This is a genomic window from Agrobacterium cavarae, assembly GCF_004310285.1.
GTDB classification, from domain to species: domain Bacteria; phylum Pseudomonadota; class Alphaproteobacteria; order Rhizobiales; family Rhizobiaceae; genus Agrobacterium; species Agrobacterium cavarae.
In genome coordinates this window covers 1-16758 of the sequence record NZ_SISF01000033.1, presented here as the reverse complement: position 1 = coordinate 16758, position 16758 = coordinate 1, and the positions used below count along the sequence as shown (strand labels likewise).

Genomic DNA, 16758 nt, shown 5'->3' with positions numbered 1-16758 from the left:
CTAAACCCCAACGCTTCGTCAGATGAAAAGCATCAATCCGACAAACGCAAACGCCACGCCGACTGCCAAGGCATTAAGAGAATTTGTAAGTCCCATGCTCTGCCTCCTGTTCGTTGACAGTAAGTATTATGACCCTTTTGTGTCTTTTGAAAAGCGCTTTTTATGATGCGCTGCACACCAAACAGGCCGGTTCTGGGTGAAATTGCGGCAGCAATCTATTGAAAAACAACTTATATTACACGGTGAAGATTTCGTTATTCCGGTCGTAAAAAAAGTAAATGACCGAGGTTTCCCCCGGCCATTTTCATAGAATCCGATCGTCTCAGATTATTAAAGCTTGTCGAGGAGCTCGCGGGTCGGCCAGCCATCGGCGGGGAGGCCCAGGCGCTGCTGTTCGCGCTGAACGGCGATGCGCGTCCCGGAGCCCAGAATGCCATCGATCTTGCCGACATCATGTGTCTTGGCATCCAGCTTCGTCTGCAGTTCCTTCATCTCGGCATCGTTGAGGCCGGGATCCGGGTTGCCCTTGTTGTAGACCGGAGCGCCCATCAGACGTGTGGCGAAATAGGCCGCCGAGGTCGTGTAGATGAAGGACTGGTTCCACTCGAGATAGATGTTGAAGTTCGGGTAGGTGAGGAAGGTCGGTCCCTTGCGGCCCTGCGGCATGATGAGCGCTGCCTGGAGATTGGCGAACTTCTTGTCGCCATCGCGCGGCGTGACGCCAAGGTTGAACCAGTCACCAGCGGTCATGGTGCCGCCAAGGCCGGATTTTTCCCACGGCAGGTTTTCCGGTACTGAGACCTCTTGGATCCAGGGCTCACCCTTCTTGAAGCCGAGGTGCTGGATGAACTTCGCAGCCGTTAGAATCGCGTCCGGCGAGCTACCCTTGACGTTGACGTGGCCATCGCCGTCACCATCGACGCCGAATGCGATAATGTCCTTCGGCAGCATCTGCACCTGGCCGATTTCGCCAGCCCATGCACCCGTGTTGGTCGCAGGGTCGAGATCGCCATGCTGGACCATTTCGGTGAGTGCGATCAGCTGCGGACGGAAGAGCTCTGGACGGCGGCAATCATGCGACAGCGTGACCAAGGCATTGCGGGTGTTGAAATCGCCCTGTACGGCGCCGAAATCGGTTTCCATCGCCCAGAAGGCGGCGATGACGCCAGCGGGAACACCGAACTCGTCTTCAGCGCGCTTGAAGGTGGAGGAATATTCCTGAAGCTTCTTGCGGCCCATGTCCAGGCGGCCCTGGCTGACGGTGCGCTGTGAGAATTCAAGGAAGGTCTGGCGGAAGACGCCCTGGGCGCGGTCTCGCGAAAGAACCTTCTGGTCGATCTGGGCGCCGGCGAGCGCCTTGTCGACAGCCTCTGCCGAAACGCCCTTAGCGACGGCTTCGTCCTTCACGCCCTTGAGGAAGGTCGACAGATCGCCACCGCAGGGAACCTGCTTTGGATCATCGGGGGAGACGGTTGGGGTCACGGCGAGCGCAGAACCGCAGGACAAGGCAAAAAGAGTGGCAGCAAGAACCAGGCTGCGTTGCGAGAAGCTGAACATCAGAATTCCTCAAATGTGCGATTGGCCCACTGGTTTCCTTCCCTTTGTGGCGGAAGCATGGGCAAGATCGTGAAAGACAATCGCCGAGGTTTTGTTTCGTCGCCCCTGCGATTATTTCGTCGCACATCTGCCTGTATTGGCTCAAAAAGCAAGTCCAAAGCAGGTCGCGCAGAAGTGGTATACGCTTTTGTGGCAACTGAACTCGCTACCCACGGCGATCTGGCGTTTCGTTCGTCGTCAGCTGCGGGCGTTGGAGGCAGACGCGACCCATGTGCGCCAGTTCTTCTCGCTTCCGGAGAAGACGTTGATGTCGGTGGGGGTGCTGATGCCCGGAATGACGCCCGTGCCGGTATATTGCCAGAAAGCCCATTGGCGCTGCGGATAGATTTCCGATGGATGGGCTGCGACCGAACGAACCCAGAAATGATAGTTCTTGAACTGGCCGACCAGGTTGTCCCGGTGGAAATCGACGCTGGTATAGATGATCGGGCGCTTGCCGTAGTAGTTTTCGATGCGGGTGAGGAAGCGCTGGATTTCGGAGCGAACCACATCGGGTGACGGGCGCGTCTTGCAGGTCGGGGAGGCGGGGTTCCACTCCACATCGAGCACCGGCGGCAGCTTCATTGATTCCTTCGGAACGTTGCGGATGAACCAGTCAGCCTGCGCATCGGCGGGCGCGCAGAAGTAATAGAAGTGATAAGGCGCGTGCGGCACACCGGCTGCGGACGCGCCGCGCCAATATTCTTCGAATCGGGAATCGAGGCGATCGGTGCCTTCGGTCGCCTTGATGAAGGCGAAGGATACACCGGACTTGCGCACGGTAGCCCACTCGATCTCGCCATTCCACTTGGAAACGTCGATGCCATGGACCTCGTGCCTGTGTGGCGAATCGCGCCCGAAATCGTGCGGATCGTTATCTTTGAACTTCGGTCGTGCGACGGAGGCAGTCTCGAGGAAATCGTAACTGGTCGAGGTGCAGCCACTAAGGACCAGCAAGGTGCCAAGAAGAGCCGGAATGAGCCGCCGCATGATGTTCCCAGTTGAATGAGTTCCCGCCGATTGCGCGCGCTGGCTCATTGGCCGACGCGGCATATCGTTAATCCGCATTTACCATAACAGGGTAAACAAGCGGTTATGACAAGAGGATGGATGAGAATTCATTGCTGCGCGGTAAGGCGGCTTTCTCAAATTTTCGGCATTGTCAGCACCGCACGCCACGCATAGCCGCGGGCGAGCGGCTCGAACTCCAGGGATGCATTATGGCTTCCGGCAAGCGTCTCCAGCACGTAGCGCAGGTTTGCACGCGGCGTGACGTGGAACTTCGTCAGCCACGCCTGCAGCAGGCTGCGGAACCAGACGGGCAGGTGTTCCTGCTGGCCGAAATCGACGATGTGCAGTGATCCGCCCGGTGCCAGCGACAGGAGGGCACGCTCCACGGCCTTTTCCCATTCGGGAATCATCGAGATCGCATAGGAGATCATGATGCGATCGAACCCTTCGCTGCGGCCAAACTCGCCGAGCCTGAAGGTGGTGGCGTCGGAAACGCGCAGTGTCGGACGCGCCACCTTGCCCGAGAAGTTCTCTGCCGCCGTACTCAGCATCTCGGCGGAGATATCGAGACCGTAGAGCTTGGCGAGCGGAAAATGACGGGCGGCGAGCAGGAGATTGCGGCCTGTGCCGCAGCCGACCTCGAGAAGGCTGCCGCCATGGGGAACATCCAGACGTTCAATCGTGCGGTCACGTCCGAGGAGATAGTATTTGCGGGTGATGTCGTAGATGTGCCGCTGATGGCGGTACATTCTGTCCATCAAGGTCGCATGCTGGGCGTTTGCGAGGCCGACGCTGTCTCCGATGCTCTTCATGCCGATGCCCTCTGATAGATGTGGAAGCCGCCATAGATGGCCGACCGGTCTTTGGCGTTAAGTTCGAGCGAGCGGTCTTCGAGATAGGACCATTGGGCACGAATATCGGCGGAGAGGCGGCCCTCGATGACACTCTTTTCTGCCGCCGTGCGGAAGATCACACGTGCGTCGGGTGTCGCCGTGCGGCTGATCTGGGCCCATAGCTCGTTGATCTGCACGTCGCTCATCCAGTCCTGCGCATCAAGCAGCACATAGCGATCCACCGACGAGGCGGGTTTGGACGCCAGAAGCTCGGTGAAGGTGGCGTGGTGGACCGTGACACGATCGGCATTCTTGCGAATGGCGTCGTAATATTCGGGTTTCAGATAATCCGGTAGCGTCCCTTCACTGGCATCGGGGTAGCGGCGGGCGAAGGCTTGCCAGGCAAAGTAATTGTCTTTCAGGGAGAAGTCGCAGGCGAGCTTTTCCAAGCGTCTGCGCAAGACGGGTGCGATGGTGTTGCCGTCCGAGAGGCTGGCAAGCTCGTCATATTGGCGCGGTGGAATGCCAAGGCCGAAGAGAGAGCTCTTGCGCTTGGTCAGCCAGCGGATCATCGGCTTGTCGAAGAGAGGTGCCACCTTCTCGTCGAAGAACTGGCGCTGCTCTTCCATCGAGCGGGTCTTTGCAATGTCCTGGAGCTTGACGCCGTGCAGGCGCGCCAGGAGGTGTCCGGCGCCGATGAAGCGGCCGAGCAGTCCGGTACGGTAGATGTTGCGATCGAAAACGGAGATGCGACGGCGTCCTGCAATCGTGCGCTTCGACCAATAAGCGCGCGTCTGCGCATCGAGGTTCGGGGCGATGAAGCGGTCGTAGCCTTCGCTGTTGGAGCCGATATTGGCCTTGCCGAATTGGCGCACGACATCGCCATGGCTCGGCAGGTGGCGGAAGGCAGCGAGCTTCAGCCGATTGAGAGCGATGTGGTGGGGGTTGAGATCGACGACGTCGATGCTTTTCGGGCTCTGCGACAGGTAGGCCAGCGCATTGCAGCCGCCCGAACCGATAGTCACGATGCTATGACCTTCGCAAAGCTCCATGGCCTGCATGTCGACATCCGGGTCTTCCCAGATTTGCGGATAGACGAGGCCGGAAAACAGCATGCCGAACAGCCGCTCCGACAGGCCGCTGGTCGAAAGCGCCTTGTGCTGCAGAAGGGCGGCCTTGAGCTTGGTATTCTTGCTGAAGCCGGTTTTGGGGGCAGCACTCGTCATATGATTCCACCTATCGTTCGGGTGACAGGCGTGTAGCGTCAGGACGCAACAGTTTAATGACGGGAGGAGCGGGAGGCAGTCGCAACGTTAGCACGCGTTGATACAAACGGTGCCCGGAGCAATGCCGCAGAAGGCGTTCAACTGCCCTTTGTTCAAGGGCAGGTCAGACCATAGACAATTGAGGGAATAGAGCTTTCTGCTACTGACGCAGGACGTGGAGCATGTTCTTGCGCTTGGCGTCGTAATAATAGCCGCGGGCATAAAGACGCACAGCGCCGTCACGATCGTTCTCCGACACCTTCCACGCACCGCTCAGATATTTGACGGCATAGCGCAGATTTGTCTCTGCATCGAAAAGGCCGGAGGCGGGGCCACTGAAACCCATGGAACGGGCAGTGGCATGCTTGATCTGCATCAGGCCAAAGTGGCCACGATTATAGGCGCCGGGATTGTAGCGGCTTTCGCGCATGACGACGCGGTGCACCAGATCTTCAGGGACGCTGTACATGGTGGCGTATTTGGAGATCAGACCGCTGAGCTTCTCGCGACCGACGGGCTGCGGCCCGGTGCTGAGACCCTCGCGTGTGCTGATCGCAGCCAGCGCTGCGTTCTGCGGGGCGGAAGCGTAGGCGAGAACGGTGCTGTCAGGCTTGGGCAGCGGCACGATCGTTTGCGCGCGCACCATGTCTTCCGTCAACTGCACAGGGGCCGCCGATGGCGTACCGGGTGGTGGCGGGGCCGGTGGGAAGGAGCCCTTGACGGCTACGACCTGCGGAAGGGATGCGGTGGCGGAAGTGTTTGCTGCGGCCTGAAGGCCGGCTGCGTGATTGGTCGTCATCGCCGTCGCGGCAACAGGCGTTGCGCCAAGCGATGCTGCCGTTGTCGCCGATGCCATTTGTGGCGTGCCGGTCGGCGATTGCATCTGTGCGGAGATTGCGGCTGCGGCTGCAATTTCTGCTGCCGGGGGAAGGGCGACACGACCGCCCTTGAGGGCCGGCGTGGAGGGCATAGGGGTTGTCGCGGAACTGGATGCGACCTGAACCGGGGAGGCCGCATCGGCTGCTGTCGGCGCGTTGGTCGCTGCCGCTGCTACGGTGCCGGGCTGATGGCCCTCGGTCGTCGTTTGCGTGCCAGGGGCCACGGGACCTGCCGCGGTTGCCGGCGCTGCGACGGGTGCGGCCGCAATCTTCGGGGAATGAACGTTGGAATTTGCTGAATATTCGACGCTGGTGCATCCTGCCAATGCCAGCGTCAAGCCCATGGTGGACGACAAAAGTGACGCCGATCCACGGCGCAAATTGCCAGAAAATATCATGCTGCCGCCTCTACTTTGCCTGCCCGTTGATGCCCCCGTATCAAACGAAGCACGCAGTCTCCTGGGCGGATCATTAACCTATCGTAAGGATTCCGGCAAGACGGGAGGCGTCATATGTGTTTCAGGCGGCGATGCGACGATAGCCGGCGGAGACGGCGCGGCCGGTAATGAAGCGCGTTCCGCGGTTGTTTCGGACCTTTTTCGTCACCGATGCACGACGCACCATGGCGATCGTCGAGCGGGCAAAAGTGGCCTGCAGAGTGAGGCAGAGGAGGGACAGGACCAGGGTCGCGGCCTGCATCTGCGTCAATGTTTCCACCACGTCGCGGGAGCGATTGATGAACTGCGACAGAAAGGCGATGAAGAAGGCGAAGTAGCGCAGGCGCAGCGCCGCCAAGACGAAGCAGTCGATAAAGATGGCGCCGAGTGTTCTGGCGCGCAGATTGTCATTCTCCGCCTGTGATTCGCGCGCGGCAGGCGTTGCGATCGTCCACAGGCCGAACAGCATCAGCCAGCCGATTCCAGCCCATTGGATCACATCAAGAAAGGACGAGGGTACATAGGACGCGCCAGCCACCACGATGGCAGCCGCGGTAAATGTCGTCATGACGCCAAGCGTCGCGCCGCTGACCGAAGCGATCATGGTGCGCTTGCCGCGCACCGCTGCATAATTTGCAACTTTGAAAGCAATTGGCGATGGCAGCGCAAAAAGAATGGCACAGGCTGTGCAGAACACCAGCCAGACTTGTGCGGACATGACGACCTCCTTGCCCTTCACATCTTTTTACCAAGCGATGAGGCGATAATAAAGCCTTCGTCACATGGAGTTTGGAACAATGCGGGCTTTCCCGCGCTGCGTTGTGCGAAAGCCACGCATTCCTCCAGGAGAAGACCATGGGGGAATAAAGCATCGGCCCGGAAACCAAAACGGATTTCCGGGCCGATGGATGCATCACGTCAATCACGTCTTCCTAATTATTTAGGGAGACAGGAACTGTTACGCCGCCTTGAAGGGCTGGCCGATATGGTCCATCACCTCGGAGAACCAAGGCGTCGAAATATCGAAATGCTTGCCGCCCTTGATGCGCGGGAACTCGATGGTGCGCAGCTTGCCGCCCTGGTCCTCATCATGACCGGTGACGCCGGAGACCTTGTTCAGTGCGCTTTCGACCGCCAGATCCACCATGCTGTGGATCAAGCGCAGGTCTTCGCCATTGGCCGGGGCCGAGCGGGCGTAGTAGCCGGACTTCTGTACCATGGTGCGCTCGGCGCCGATAAGGCTTGCAAACTGCTTCTGGAACCAGCCGCCGACATTGATCGTGTCGATCTTCACATGGCCGAAGGCATCGCGCTTGACCGCTTCGCCGGCCGCTTCACGCTCCGCCACGATCGAATCAAGGCCTGCACCTTCGGAGACGAAGAGGGTGACGAAGCCGTTCTTTTCCATGATTTTCTTCAGGCGGGCCGCTTCTGCCTGAATGTCGAAGGCCATTTCCGGCAGGTAAAGACCGTCGATGCGCTTCAACTCTTCTCCCATCAGCAGGCCCTCGACATAGTCGTTGCCCTTGACCTTCTGGATATAGGCGCGTGCGGTGGCAGCCGTGAGCCAGCCGCAGTGACGGCCCATAACTTCGTGGATGACGAAGGTCTTGGGCGCTGCACTCTGTTCATTGCTGACATTATCGAAGAAATTTGCGCCGACTTCGGCTGCCGTCCAGGCGCCAAGCGACTGCTTGATCGGGACCACGTCATTATCAACCGTCTTGGGAAGACCGACGACGGTGAGGTTGTAGCCATTGGCGCCGAGATAGGCGGCAAGGTCTGCCGCGGTGGTGTTGGTGTCGTCACCGCCGATGGTGTGAAGAATAGTGACGCCATCCTTGGCGAGGCGATCGGCGGCAACCTGCAGCGGGTTTTCGCCTTCCTTCACCAGTCCGCGCTTGGCGCAGTCGGCCGCATTGGTCAGCTTCACGCGGCTGTTGCCGATCGGAGAGCCGCCATAGCGATGCAGCAGGGGAGCCTTCTCGCGCATCTCTTTGGTGATGGCGACGCTGTCGCCGAGAAGCACGCCCTGATAGCCGGAGCGGTAGGCCACGATGTCGATTTCGGGAGCGATGTCGGTGTAACGCTCGATCAATCCGCCCACGGCAGACGAGAGGCAGGGCGCCAGTCCGCCTGCGGTCAACATTGCGACTTTCTGTTTGGCCATTGGGGCTCTCCTTTGTCGGTTCTCAATGCGTGTTGGGGCAAATGGATGCGACAGCCTGTTTTGCATGTAAAGTGAATTTCTCAAGAAAAACGGGTATTTCTCGGTATTTTCGAATATCGGTGAACTGCTTGGCGAATATAATCGTTTCAATGCCAAGAAGTGTCGACGACCTCGGAACCGGCTTGTGGAAAAGCTGTTACGACGGTGTCAGACGATCAGCATAAGGCGAAGCTAAGATGACGAAAACTTAATGATCTGCGACCTTTATGCGTCTTGCATTCACACCATGGAGCCGTCATGCTGAGAGACATGATGTTCGATTTCGCCTGTTTGCACATTTCATCCCTTTGGGAGCGGCTGCTCGGCGCGATCGGCGAAGCGGCAGGAAACGTGCTGGGTCGCGTCATCGAAGCGGTTCGCACCGTTTTCGAAGGCGATCCGGAAACCCGCCGCAAGGTCTCCTTCTCCGTCGCAATCATTGCTCTTTCTGCCAAGATGGCGAAGGCTGACGGTGTCGTGAACGATGCCGAGGTGCGCGCCTTTCGCCAGATATTCGATTTTCCCGAAGAGGAAGCCAAGAACGTCGCAAGGCTCTATAACCTCGCGCGTCAGGATGTTGCCGGTTATGAGGCCTATGCCGAGCGGCTTGCGGGTCTCTGCGGTACGGGCCGGGAAAATTGCGAGATGCTGGAAAGCGTCGTCGATGGCCTGTTCCACATTGCCAAGGCCGATGGCCTGATTCACGAGCGTGAAATGGCCTTTCTCGGACGGATCGCGGAAATCTTCCGGATCACCGAGGATCATTTCGAAACGATCATGGCGCGCCATGTCCACATGGACGGTCGCGATCCCTACCGCGTCCTCGGCGTTTCGCCATCCGACGACTTCTCCGATATTCGCAAGCGATACCGTCTGCTGGTGGCCGAGCATCACCCCGACAAGCTCATTGCCCGTGGCGTTCCGATGGAATTGCATGCGGCTGCGAATGAGCGTATGGCGGCACTCAATGCCGCCTATGCGGCCATCGAGAGAGAACGCCGCGTCGCATGAGTGACTTTCTGCCGGATTATGCCGGTGCCAGCGTCCAGCGCTCGCCAAACCACGGCGAGCGGGTGGGGGTGAGCGCACCCGATTCCATCATTCTTCACTATACGGGCATGGAAAGCGCCGAGCGCGCGCTGTCCTGGCTTTGCGACCCGGAAAGCCAGGTTTCCAGCCACTACCTCGTTTTTGAAGACGGACATGTCATTCAGATGGTGCCGGAGAGCCGCCGCGCCTGGCATGCGGGCAAGAGCTTCTGGGCGGGCGAAATCGATCTGAACTCCCGCTCGATCGGCATCGAGATCGCAAATGGCGGCCACCCTGCGGGACTGCCGGATTTTCCTAAAGCCCAGATCGACGCCGTTGCCGAATTATGTCGCGACTGTGGCGCGCGGTGGTCGATTGCGCCGGAGCGGGTGCTCGCGCACTCCGATATTGCCCCTGTTCGCAAAGTGGATCCGGGCGAGAAGTTCCCATGGGACATCCTGTCGCAGAAGGGCGTCGGCCACTGGGTCCAGCCCGCGCCAATCGGCGGCGGACGCTTCTTCCAGCGCGGCGATAGCGGACAACCGGTTGAGGCCTTGCAGTCCATGCTGTCGCTGTATGGCTACGGCGTTGAAATTTCGGGCAGTTATTGTGAAAAGACGGAAGGCGCAGTCGCCGCTTTCCAGCGGCATTTCCGGCCTGCGCTGGTGGATGGCATCGCCGATTTTTCCACCATCGACACGCTGCACCGGTTGATTTCGCAACTGCCGAAGTTCAAGCGCGCGTAGGCGTCGTTGTCGATAAAAGCGGCGTGATCGACGCTGGTCCAGATTGCGGTCTCAGGCCCTTGCCACAGTAAATCCTTATTGGCCGACTTTAAACGCCGCATCGAAATGCGGCTGGCTGGGTGTTGTCCTAGACGCCGTCAATATCAATGACGAAGATTTTCCGGAGGATCGTCCCCGTGACTTTCCCGATGCGTGCCCTTGCGCGTCCATTACTGGATGTCTTTGTGACTGGAGACTATTTCTACTGATGAGAAGAGTGATTGTTGCTGTCTCGGTCTGCACCTCGATGCTGGCCGCGCAGACCGGAATTGTTGTTGCCAAGGATGACGTGAAAACCAAGACCGTGACGCTGCAGACCTATTTCCGTAAACCCGGTTACCCCATCCCTGAGCGAACCCTTCCTGCCACGCTGAAGAACGATTACTCCGATCTTATCGTCAAATATGCCAAGCGTTACGGCGTGCCGACCAACCTGGCGCATGCGGTCGTTTCGGTGGAAAGCCGGTTCAATCCGAAGGCCCGCGGAAGTGCCGGCGAAGTCGGGCTCATGCAGATCAAGCCCGCCACCGCACGGATGATGGGCTATCGCGGCACGGTGAACGCGCTCTACGATCCGGAAACCAATATCCGCTGGGGTATGCAATATCTCGCCACGGCGCATCAACTGGGTGGCGGCGAAGTCTGCAGCACCATTTTGCGCTACAATGCAGGGCATGGGGCAACCCGCATGAACCCGGTGTCGAAGGCCTATTGCGGCAAGGTGCAGGCGCTGCTCCAGGGATGATCGTGTCGGTGCGGTTTGGGCTTCTTTCTGCCGGCAGATTTTGTTAGTCGAGAACGGCGACAGCATCGGCCCGAAAATCGGATGCGATTTTCGGAAAGCACGATGCGTCGATTCAAAAAGGTAAAGCGTCCTTTGTGCGTCCAATAGTACGCACGGCGCTGTACGAGGGAGCGCAGGATGACCGACTTCAGATACATCGTGATCGGAGCTGGAATGATGGGAGCCGCTGCGGCACGTCATCTTTCCTCGCAGACGGACGGCGTGGCGCTGATCGGTCCTGCCGAACCGACAGACCGCAAGAACCATTACGGCGTGTTCTCCAGCCATTATGACGAGGCGCGGATCACGCGCGGTTTTGACGGCGACCCGGTATGGGCGGAACTCGCGAAGCGCTCGATCGAACGATATGCCGAGATCGAGAAAAAGAGCGGCGTCCGGTTTTATCACGAGGTAGGCTGCCTCTTCACCGGCGATGGCAATAGGCTGGCCGGTGATTATGTCTCGGGCGCTATGAGCAGGAAAGACGCTCTGGGTCTGACAGTCGAGACCTACGAGCCGGACGCGCTTTCCTCTCGTTTTCCAATGTTCTCTCTGCCGGACGATCACCATGGCTGGTTCGAGCCGCACAATGCCGGTTACGTCAATCCACGCGCCTTGGTGAAGGCTCAAATCACGATTGCCCGGCAACAGGGCGCTTCTATCCTTCGTCAGACGGTGGTGAAGGTCTTCGATGGCGGTTCAGGCGTCGAAATAGAGACCTCGGAGGGGCATCGATACACGGCGGAGAAGGTGATCGTCGCAGCGGGCGGCTTCACCAATATGGCCGACATTCTGCCTCTTAAAGTGGACATGGCGGCAACAGGCCGCACCATCGCCTTCTTCGAACTGAACGAGGAGAAGCAGGAAGCCTTTGCTGGCATGCCCTCCACCATTGTGCTGGCGGCGAGCGAAGACGACATCGTCTACATCTTGCCACCTGTTCGCTATCCGGATGGCAAGGTCTATTTGAAGATTGGCGGGGAGAGTGAGAAGGGCAGGCTGGAAACGCTCGATCAGGCGGTCCAGTGGTTCCATTCCGATGGAACTGCAAGTGAGGTGGATTTCCTTGTTCGTCGCGCCATCGAGTTGATGCCTGCTCTTGCAGGATGCCCCGTCACCTCCGGCTCCTGTGTTGCCTCCATTACCCGCACCGGTTACCCCTATATCGGCTACACATCGTCTTCCAATATTGCGGTGCTGACCGGTGGCAATTTCGTTTCGGCCAAATCTTCCGATGAGATTGGCCGGCTTGGGGCGGTGCTTCTTCTTGAGGGGCAGTTGAGCGAGGACAATTTTGCAGCGCAGATGGCGCCGGTGTTCGTCTGACGGCCATGTGTCCGGACGCAGTCCTTCATCAAAGCCTCAAATCCCTCTGTCAGTGAATCAGGAAGCCGCTACAAGTCTTTGACGCAGAATCTGAAATCGGTTGAGAGCAGTTATGGCAGCGCAGTTCAAATATATCGTCGTCGGTGCGGGCATGATGGGGGCCGCTGCTGCCCGGCATCTGTCTCTCGAATCGGATGGTGTGGCGCTGATCGGGCCGCATGAGCCCGCCGACATCCGAAATCATCAGGGCGTGTTTGCCAGCCATTACGATGCGGCGCGGATCACGCGGACCATCGATGACGATGCGGATTGGGCGCGGCTCGCCAATCGTTCGATTGGGCGCTACCGGGAGATCGAGCGCGAGAGCGGGATAGGCTTCTACCACGAGTTCGGCTGCCTGATTGTCGGCAAGGCGCGTGGCACGGGTGTGCCCTATATCGAGAATGTCTGCGCTGCGGCCGAGACGCTTGGGGTGGATACCGACGTTTTTGGGGATGCCGAGTTGATCGAGCGCTTCCCGTATTTTTCCTTCGAAAGCGGTTGCGAAGGTGTCTTCGAAAGGCGCAATGCCGGTCACATCAATCCACGCGAACTGGTGCGGGCGCAAATCCTGGCAGCGGAAAAGCGCGGCGTGACGCGCTATGACGATATTGTCGTTTCGGTCCGGGACGAGGGTGGAGTGGCGACCGTCACCACTGCCTCCGGCAAAAGCTACACGGCGGAAAAGGTGCTCGTGGCTGCGGGCGGATTTTCGATTGCGGAAGGGCTATTGCCGCAGCCACTTTCGATGAAGGTGTATGCTCGCACCGTTGCATTCTTCGAGGTCGATGATGCAGATCTTCGAGGCTTTTCAGAAATGCCGTCGCTGATCTATGAGCCGAGTGACCCGACCAAGCATATCTATCTTCTGCCGCCAGTCGTCTATCCCGATGGCAAGGCCTATCTGAAGATTGGCGGCGATCCGGAAAATATTCTGCTCGGTACGGATGCGGAGATCCGCGCCTGGTTCCGGACTGGCGGAAAGCCTGAGGTGCGGGATAATTTCGCAGCAATCATAGAGATGCTTGTTCCCAGCATCGATGTGACACGACTGTCGATGGCGGGCTGCGTCACATCCTACACGCCAAGCGGCTATCCGGCGATCGGTTATTGCGGGTCTGGGCGGATTGCGGTTCTGACCGGCGGCTGTGGCGCAGCCGCAAAGAGTTCAGATGAGATCGGGCGGCTCGGCGCGGTGCTGTTGGTCCAAGGCCATATCGAGGACGAAGGATACGAGACGGATTTCGCACCGGCCTTCGCTTAGTAAGTCTGGCGGCTCCCTTTAACCGCAGCCCAACTTGCGGCGATTTTCCGTTGGCTTTTCATCTTGAACCCGTCTAAGGAGCGCGTGCCAGTTGGCCGGGCAGCCGCGCTTTACCAATGTCGAAAGGCGGTAAGGTGAGGAAAGTCCGGGCTCCACGGAAACACGGTGCCGGATAACGTCCGGCGGGGGCGACCCTAGGGAAAGTGCCGCAGAGAGTAGACCGCCACCTTTCAGGTGGTAAGGGTGAAAGGGTGGGGTAAGAGCCCACCGCGCCGCTGGTAACAGGGGTGGCATGGTAAACCCCACCGGGAGCAAGACCGAATAGGGATGACGTGGGGTGCCGCGAAAGCAGTGCCTACAGCCTGTTTCTGGGCGAGTCATCCGGGTGGGTTGCGCGAGGCGGCATGCAAATGTCGTCCCAGATGAATGGCTGCCACGTTCCGGGTCAAACCGGGGCCATACAGAACCCGGCTTACAGGCCAACTGGCGATTTCTCTCTTTTTCATTCCTCATGCGAAGCCGATTCCGGCGATCGCAATAGGTCATTGTTATCGTTGAATTATTTTTCATTAAAACTTCCGTAACGGAAGGCAGAGATGCCGCGTGAAATGGTTGCCGGTAAACCATTCGTTAAACTTAACGGGATATGAATATTCGAATCCGAAGTCGGTTCGCGCCGCCTTCTCCCATTGACGCCCATAGTGTCCCATGGTATCCCAAATGCACACCACAAGGGGTCGTGTTTTTGACCCGCAATCGCTGAAACGGAGACAAGGCCTTTCCAAGGCTGCAGGACTTTTTGTTCTGCCGGTCAGCGATTTGTCGTGCGTATCGGTGTCGCCTGAGCATGCGGCTTCAGGCGTTTCTGGCGAGTTGTCATATGGGGCGCTTTTTATCGAACGTGACGAACAGGATCGACGCCAAGGGGCGCGTTTCGGTTCCATCCGCGTTTCGTTCGGTGCTGGCGCAACGCGACATTCAGGAGCTTTATTGTCTTCAGGATTTCGCTTTTCCGGCCATCAGCATTGGCGGGCCGGACCTGTTGGATCGCTACGAGCGGCAGATCGCGTCGATGGATGCGTTTTCGCCGGAAGCCAATGCAATGTCGCTGCTGGTTCACGGTGGCGGCGTGTTCATGAAGCTCGACGGGGAAGGGCGGTTGATGGTCACGGATTTCATCCGGGACTTCACCTCCATCACCACCGAAGTGACCTTTGTCGGTCGGGCGGATCATTTTCAGTTGTGGCAGCCGGAAGCGTTTCACGAGGCGCAGACGGCGGCAAGAACGGGGCGCAGTTTTTCTGCTGTTCGTCCCGTATAAGGCGGGGACACGGAATGGCGGCGAATTCTGGCGGACGATCTTCTGATGCCGGTGGCGGACCTGTTCGCCACATTCCGGTTCTCCTGCGCGAAGTTCTAAGCGCGCTCGATCCCGCGGAAGGCAAGGTCATTCTCGACGGTACATTCGGTGCTGGCGGCTATACCCAGGCGATCCTCGAGCGCGGTGCGAATGTCATTGCTCTCGACCGTGATCCGACTGCCATCGCTGGCGGCCAGCCGATGGTTGTCGCCAATGGCGGGCGGCTCTCTCTTATTCAATCGCAGTTTTCCGATCTGGCAGCGCATGCGCCTGCACAAGGCCTTGATGGCGTCGTCCTGGATATCGGTGTCTCCTCCATGCAGATCGATGAGGCGGAGCGCGGCTTCTCCTTTCAGAAAAACGGACCGCTCGACATGCGCATGTCGGCATCCGGCGTCTCTGCGGCCGATGTCGTCAACCGCTGCAAGGTCGGCGATTTGATCCGGATCTTCGGCTTTCTCGGTGAGGAAAAGCAGTCAGGACGCATTGCCCGTGCCATCGAGAAGAAGCGCGCGGAAGAGCCCTTCCGCACGACGCGCGACCTTGCCGGGCTGATCGAAATCGTCACGCCCCGCAAGGCGAAGGACAAGATCCATCCCGCAACCCGCGTTTTCCAGGCGCTGCGCGTCTTCGTCAATGACGAGTTGGGCGAGCTGGCGAAGGCCTTGTTTGCGGCCGAACAGGTGTTGAAGCCCGGCGGACGTCTCGTCGTCGTCACCTTCCACTCGCTGGAAGACCGTATCGTGAAGAAGTACTTCGCCGATCGTTCCGGCCGCGCGGCAGGGTCTCGCCACATGCCGATGGTGGAAGACAAGCCGGCGATCTTCGATTCGCTCGGCAAGCCTATGATTGCAGCGAGCGAGGAAGAGGCGGAGTTGAACCCGCGCGCCCGGTCCGCCAAGCTGCGCGCCGGCATTCGCACCACCGCTCCGGCACGTCCGGCAGACATTTCCATTTTCGAACTTCCCGATCTCGCCAGCCTTGAAAAGATGGGAGGCTGACATGCTGCGCACACTCGACCTCATTCTCGTCGGCGTGATGGTGTCAGCGGCCGTCGTCACCTATTCCATCAAGCATCAGGCCGATCTCAAGCTTGAATCCGTCAAGAAGCTTGAAGCCGAAATCAAACTCGAGCGCGATACGATCGATCTTCTGCGGGCCGACTGGGCGCTTCTGACGCAGCCGAACCGGTTGCATCGTCTGGTGAACGCGTATCAGGCCGATCTTCAATTGACGCCGACGCTACCGACGCAACTCGCACAGCCGCAGGAGCTGCCCATGTTGCGTTCCCAACTGCCCCAGCCGCCCGAGCCGGAGGGCATGAGCGTCGAGGATGTGATTGCTGCTGCTGTCAACGGCTCCAAGCCGGGCGCCACACTTGGTGGTGCCAAGCCGAAATCGGCACCTGCCGGCCAGATCGTCGCCACTGGCGGCAAGCCTGTTCCGGCACCGGCACCGCGCTCGCATGTCGCCCGTGTGCCCAAGCAGCCAATGCCTGCTGCGAAAGCGCCGATTGGCGACGAGTCCGGCGAAATGGATGAAACGATAACAGGATCGGTGGACTGATGTCTTTTCTCTCTCGCGTCATGGTTTTGAAGAGCAAGGCCCATTTTTCCGCCAGCACGATCGGCGGAGCGGACCATGCTGCCTTTGAGGGCGCACGCAAGAAGCGCGCTTCGCAGGCCAAGAGCCGCGTTGGCCTGCTGATTTTCGGCTTCGTCTGCTTCTATGGCGTCATCGGCGGTCGTCTGGTGCAATATGGCTTGGCCCAGCAGGAAACCGTTTCCAGTATTGCGCCCGCCGACAGGCTGATGGCCTCGCGTCCAGATCTTCTGGATCGCAATGGCGAAGTGTTGGCAACCGATATCCGCACCGTGTCGCTTTTTGCCGAACCGCATCGCATCGTTGACGTGGATGAGGCGATCGAGAAGCTGCGCACGGT

15 protein-coding genes, 1 other RNA gene and 1 pseudogene are annotated in these 16758 nt (G+C 59.0%); 10 read left to right on the top strand and 7 right to left on the bottom strand.

The features are described from left to right. Nucleotides 1-330: 330 nt before the first annotated feature. The 7 genes from EYC79_RS18495 to EYC79_RS18465 all read right to left on the bottom strand — a co-directional run bounded on the left by EYC79_RS18495 (nucleotide 331) and on the right by EYC79_RS18465 (nucleotide 8190). Nucleotides 331-1557, bottom strand: a complete 1227-nt coding sequence (locus EYC79_RS18495; protein WP_113262189.1) for a lytic murein transglycosylase — start codon at nucleotides 1555-1557, stop codon at nucleotides 331-333. Between the two features lie 237 nt (nucleotides 1558-1794). Beyond that, nucleotides 1795-2586 (bottom strand): glycoside hydrolase family 25 protein, encoded by a 792-nt coding sequence (locus EYC79_RS18490; protein WP_130978995.1) that lies wholly within the window; start codon nucleotides 2584-2586, stop codon nucleotides 1795-1797. Between the two features lie 155 nt (nucleotides 2587-2741). Beyond that, the gene (locus EYC79_RS18485; protein WP_062598597.1) at nucleotides 2742-3419 is read right to left on the bottom strand and encodes a class I SAM-dependent methyltransferase; all 678 of its coding nucleotides are present in this window, start codon (nucleotides 3417-3419) and stop codon (nucleotides 2742-2744) included. Continuing rightward, nucleotides 3416-4666, bottom strand: a complete 1251-nt coding sequence (locus tag EYC79_RS18480) for a BtaA family protein (protein WP_112956651.1) — start codon at nucleotides 4664-4666, stop codon at nucleotides 3416-3418. The genes EYC79_RS18485 and EYC79_RS18480 overlap by 4 nt, the downstream gene beginning before the upstream one ends. Before the next feature lie 199 nt (nucleotides 4667-4865). Then, the gene (locus EYC79_RS18475; RefSeq protein WP_130978993.1) at nucleotides 4866-5981 is read right to left on the bottom strand and encodes a lytic transglycosylase domain-containing protein; all 1116 of its coding nucleotides are present in this window, start codon (nucleotides 5979-5981) and stop codon (nucleotides 4866-4868) included. 121 nt (nucleotides 5982-6102) lie between these two features. After that, on the bottom strand, nucleotides 6103-6738 hold the full coding sequence (locus EYC79_RS18470) for a LysE family translocator (RefSeq protein ID WP_113178033.1): 636 nt from the start codon (nucleotides 6736-6738) through the stop codon (nucleotides 6103-6105). Nucleotides 6739-6978: 240 nt separating this feature from the next. Then, entirely contained in the window at nucleotides 6979-8190 is a 1212-nt protein-coding gene (locus EYC79_RS18465; RefSeq protein WP_062440528.1) for a pyrophosphate--fructose-6-phosphate 1-phosphotransferase, read from the bottom strand. A gap of 309 nt (nucleotides 8191-8499) precedes the next feature. Between EYC79_RS18465 and EYC79_RS18460 the strand changes: the two genes are divergently transcribed. The 10 genes and pseudogenes from EYC79_RS18460 to EYC79_RS18415 form a co-directional block, all read left to right on the top strand. After that, the gene (locus tag EYC79_RS18460; protein WP_062426508.1) at nucleotides 8500-9240 is read left to right on the top strand and encodes a J domain-containing protein; all 741 of its coding nucleotides are present in this window, start codon (nucleotides 8500-8502) and stop codon (nucleotides 9238-9240) included. Further along, nucleotides 9237-10004 carry an N-acetylmuramoyl-L-alanine amidase gene (locus tag EYC79_RS18455; protein WP_130978991.1) on the top strand — a complete coding sequence of 256 codons (768 nt, stop codon included), beginning with the start codon at nucleotides 9237-9239 and terminating at the stop codon, nucleotides 10002-10004. Before EYC79_RS18460 ends, EYC79_RS18455 begins: the two co-directional genes overlap by 4 nt. Nucleotides 10005-10251: 247 nt before the next feature. Beyond that, complete coding sequence (locus tag EYC79_RS18450) at nucleotides 10252-10788, top strand: lytic transglycosylase domain-containing protein (protein WP_130978990.1); 537 nt, start codon at nucleotides 10252-10254, stop codon at nucleotides 10786-10788. 177 nt (nucleotides 10789-10965) lie between these two features. Further along, the gene (locus tag EYC79_RS18445) at nucleotides 10966-12153 is read left to right on the top strand and encodes an FAD-dependent oxidoreductase (protein ID WP_130978988.1); all 1188 of its coding nucleotides are present in this window, start codon (nucleotides 10966-10968) and stop codon (nucleotides 12151-12153) included. A 112-nt stretch (nucleotides 12154-12265) separates the two neighbouring features. Then, nucleotides 12266-13456 carry an NAD(P)/FAD-dependent oxidoreductase gene (locus EYC79_RS18440; RefSeq protein WP_130978986.1) on the top strand — a complete coding sequence of 397 codons (1191 nt, stop codon included), beginning with the start codon at nucleotides 12266-12268 and terminating at the stop codon, nucleotides 13454-13456. Nucleotides 13457-13543: 87 nt separating this feature from the next. After that, nucleotides 13544-13947, top strand: an RNA gene (rnpB, locus tag EYC79_RS18435) — RNase P RNA component class A. Between the two features lie 389 nt (nucleotides 13948-14336). Continuing rightward, on the top strand, nucleotides 14337-14777 hold the full coding sequence (gene mraZ, locus EYC79_RS18430) for a division/cell wall cluster transcriptional repressor MraZ (RefSeq protein ID WP_130978985.1): 441 nt from the start codon (nucleotides 14337-14339) through the stop codon (nucleotides 14775-14777). 14 nt (nucleotides 14778-14791) lie between these two features. Further along, the gene (rsmH, locus tag EYC79_RS18425) at nucleotides 14792-15817 is read left to right on the top strand and encodes a 16S rRNA (cytosine(1402)-N(4))-methyltransferase RsmH (RefSeq protein WP_130978983.1); all 1026 of its coding nucleotides are present in this window, start codon (nucleotides 14792-14794) and stop codon (nucleotides 15815-15817) included. 1 nt (nucleotide 15818) lies between these two features. Further along, nucleotides 15819-16382 (top strand): cell division protein FtsL, encoded by a 564-nt coding sequence (ftsL, locus tag EYC79_RS18420; RefSeq protein ID WP_062426515.1) that lies wholly within the window; start codon nucleotides 15819-15821, stop codon nucleotides 16380-16382. Next, a pseudogene (locus tag EYC79_RS18415) lies at nucleotides 16382-16758 on the top strand (penicillin-binding protein 2); the annotation flags it as partial. The gene ftsL and the pseudogene EYC79_RS18415, both read left to right, overlap by 1 nt.

Coding starts and splice junctions, on each gene's coding strand:
- EYC79_RS18440 (WP_130978986.1), top strand. CDS start 12,266: ATGGCAGCGCAGTTCAAATATATCGTCGTCGGTGCGGGCATGATGGGG.
- EYC79_RS18490 (WP_130978995.1), bottom strand. CDS start 2,586: ATGCGGCGGCTCATTCCGGCTCTTCTTGGCACCTTGCTGGTCCTTAGT.
- rsmH (WP_130978983.1), top strand. CDS start 14,792: ATGGCGGCGAATTCTGGCGGACGATCTTCTGATGCCGGTGGCGGACCT.
- EYC79_RS18455 (WP_130978991.1), top strand. CDS start 9,237: ATGAGTGACTTTCTGCCGGATTATGCCGGTGCCAGCGTCCAGCGCTCG.
- EYC79_RS18445 (WP_130978988.1), top strand. CDS start 10,966: ATGACCGACTTCAGATACATCGTGATCGGAGCTGGAATGATGGGAGCC.
- EYC79_RS18450 (WP_130978990.1), top strand. CDS start 10,252: ATGAGAAGAGTGATTGTTGCTGTCTCGGTCTGCACCTCGATGCTGGCC.
- EYC79_RS18485 (WP_062598597.1), bottom strand. CDS start 3,419: ATGAAGAGCATCGGAGACAGCGTCGGCCTCGCAAACGCCCAGCATGCG.
- EYC79_RS18470 (WP_113178033.1), bottom strand. CDS start 6,738: ATGTCCGCACAAGTCTGGCTGGTGTTCTGCACAGCCTGTGCCATTCTT.
- mraZ (WP_130978985.1), top strand. CDS start 14,337: ATGGGGCGCTTTTTATCGAACGTGACGAACAGGATCGACGCCAAGGGG.
- EYC79_RS18495 (WP_113262189.1), bottom strand. CDS start 1,557: ATGTTCAGCTTCTCGCAACGCAGCCTGGTTCTTGCTGCCACTCTTTTT.
- EYC79_RS18475 (WP_130978993.1), bottom strand. CDS start 5,981: ATGATATTTTCTGGCAATTTGCGCCGTGGATCGGCGTCACTTTTGTCG.
- EYC79_RS18480 (WP_112956651.1), bottom strand. CDS start 4,666: ATGACGAGTGCTGCCCCCAAAACCGGCTTCAGCAAGAATACCAAGCTC.
- EYC79_RS18460 (WP_062426508.1), top strand. CDS start 8,500: ATGATGTTCGATTTCGCCTGTTTGCACATTTCATCCCTTTGGGAGCGG.
- EYC79_RS18465 (WP_062440528.1), bottom strand. CDS start 8,190: ATGGCCAAACAGAAAGTCGCAATGTTGACCGCAGGCGGACTGGCGCCC.
- ftsL (WP_062426515.1), top strand. CDS start 15,819: ATGCTGCGCACACTCGACCTCATTCTCGTCGGCGTGATGGTGTCAGCG.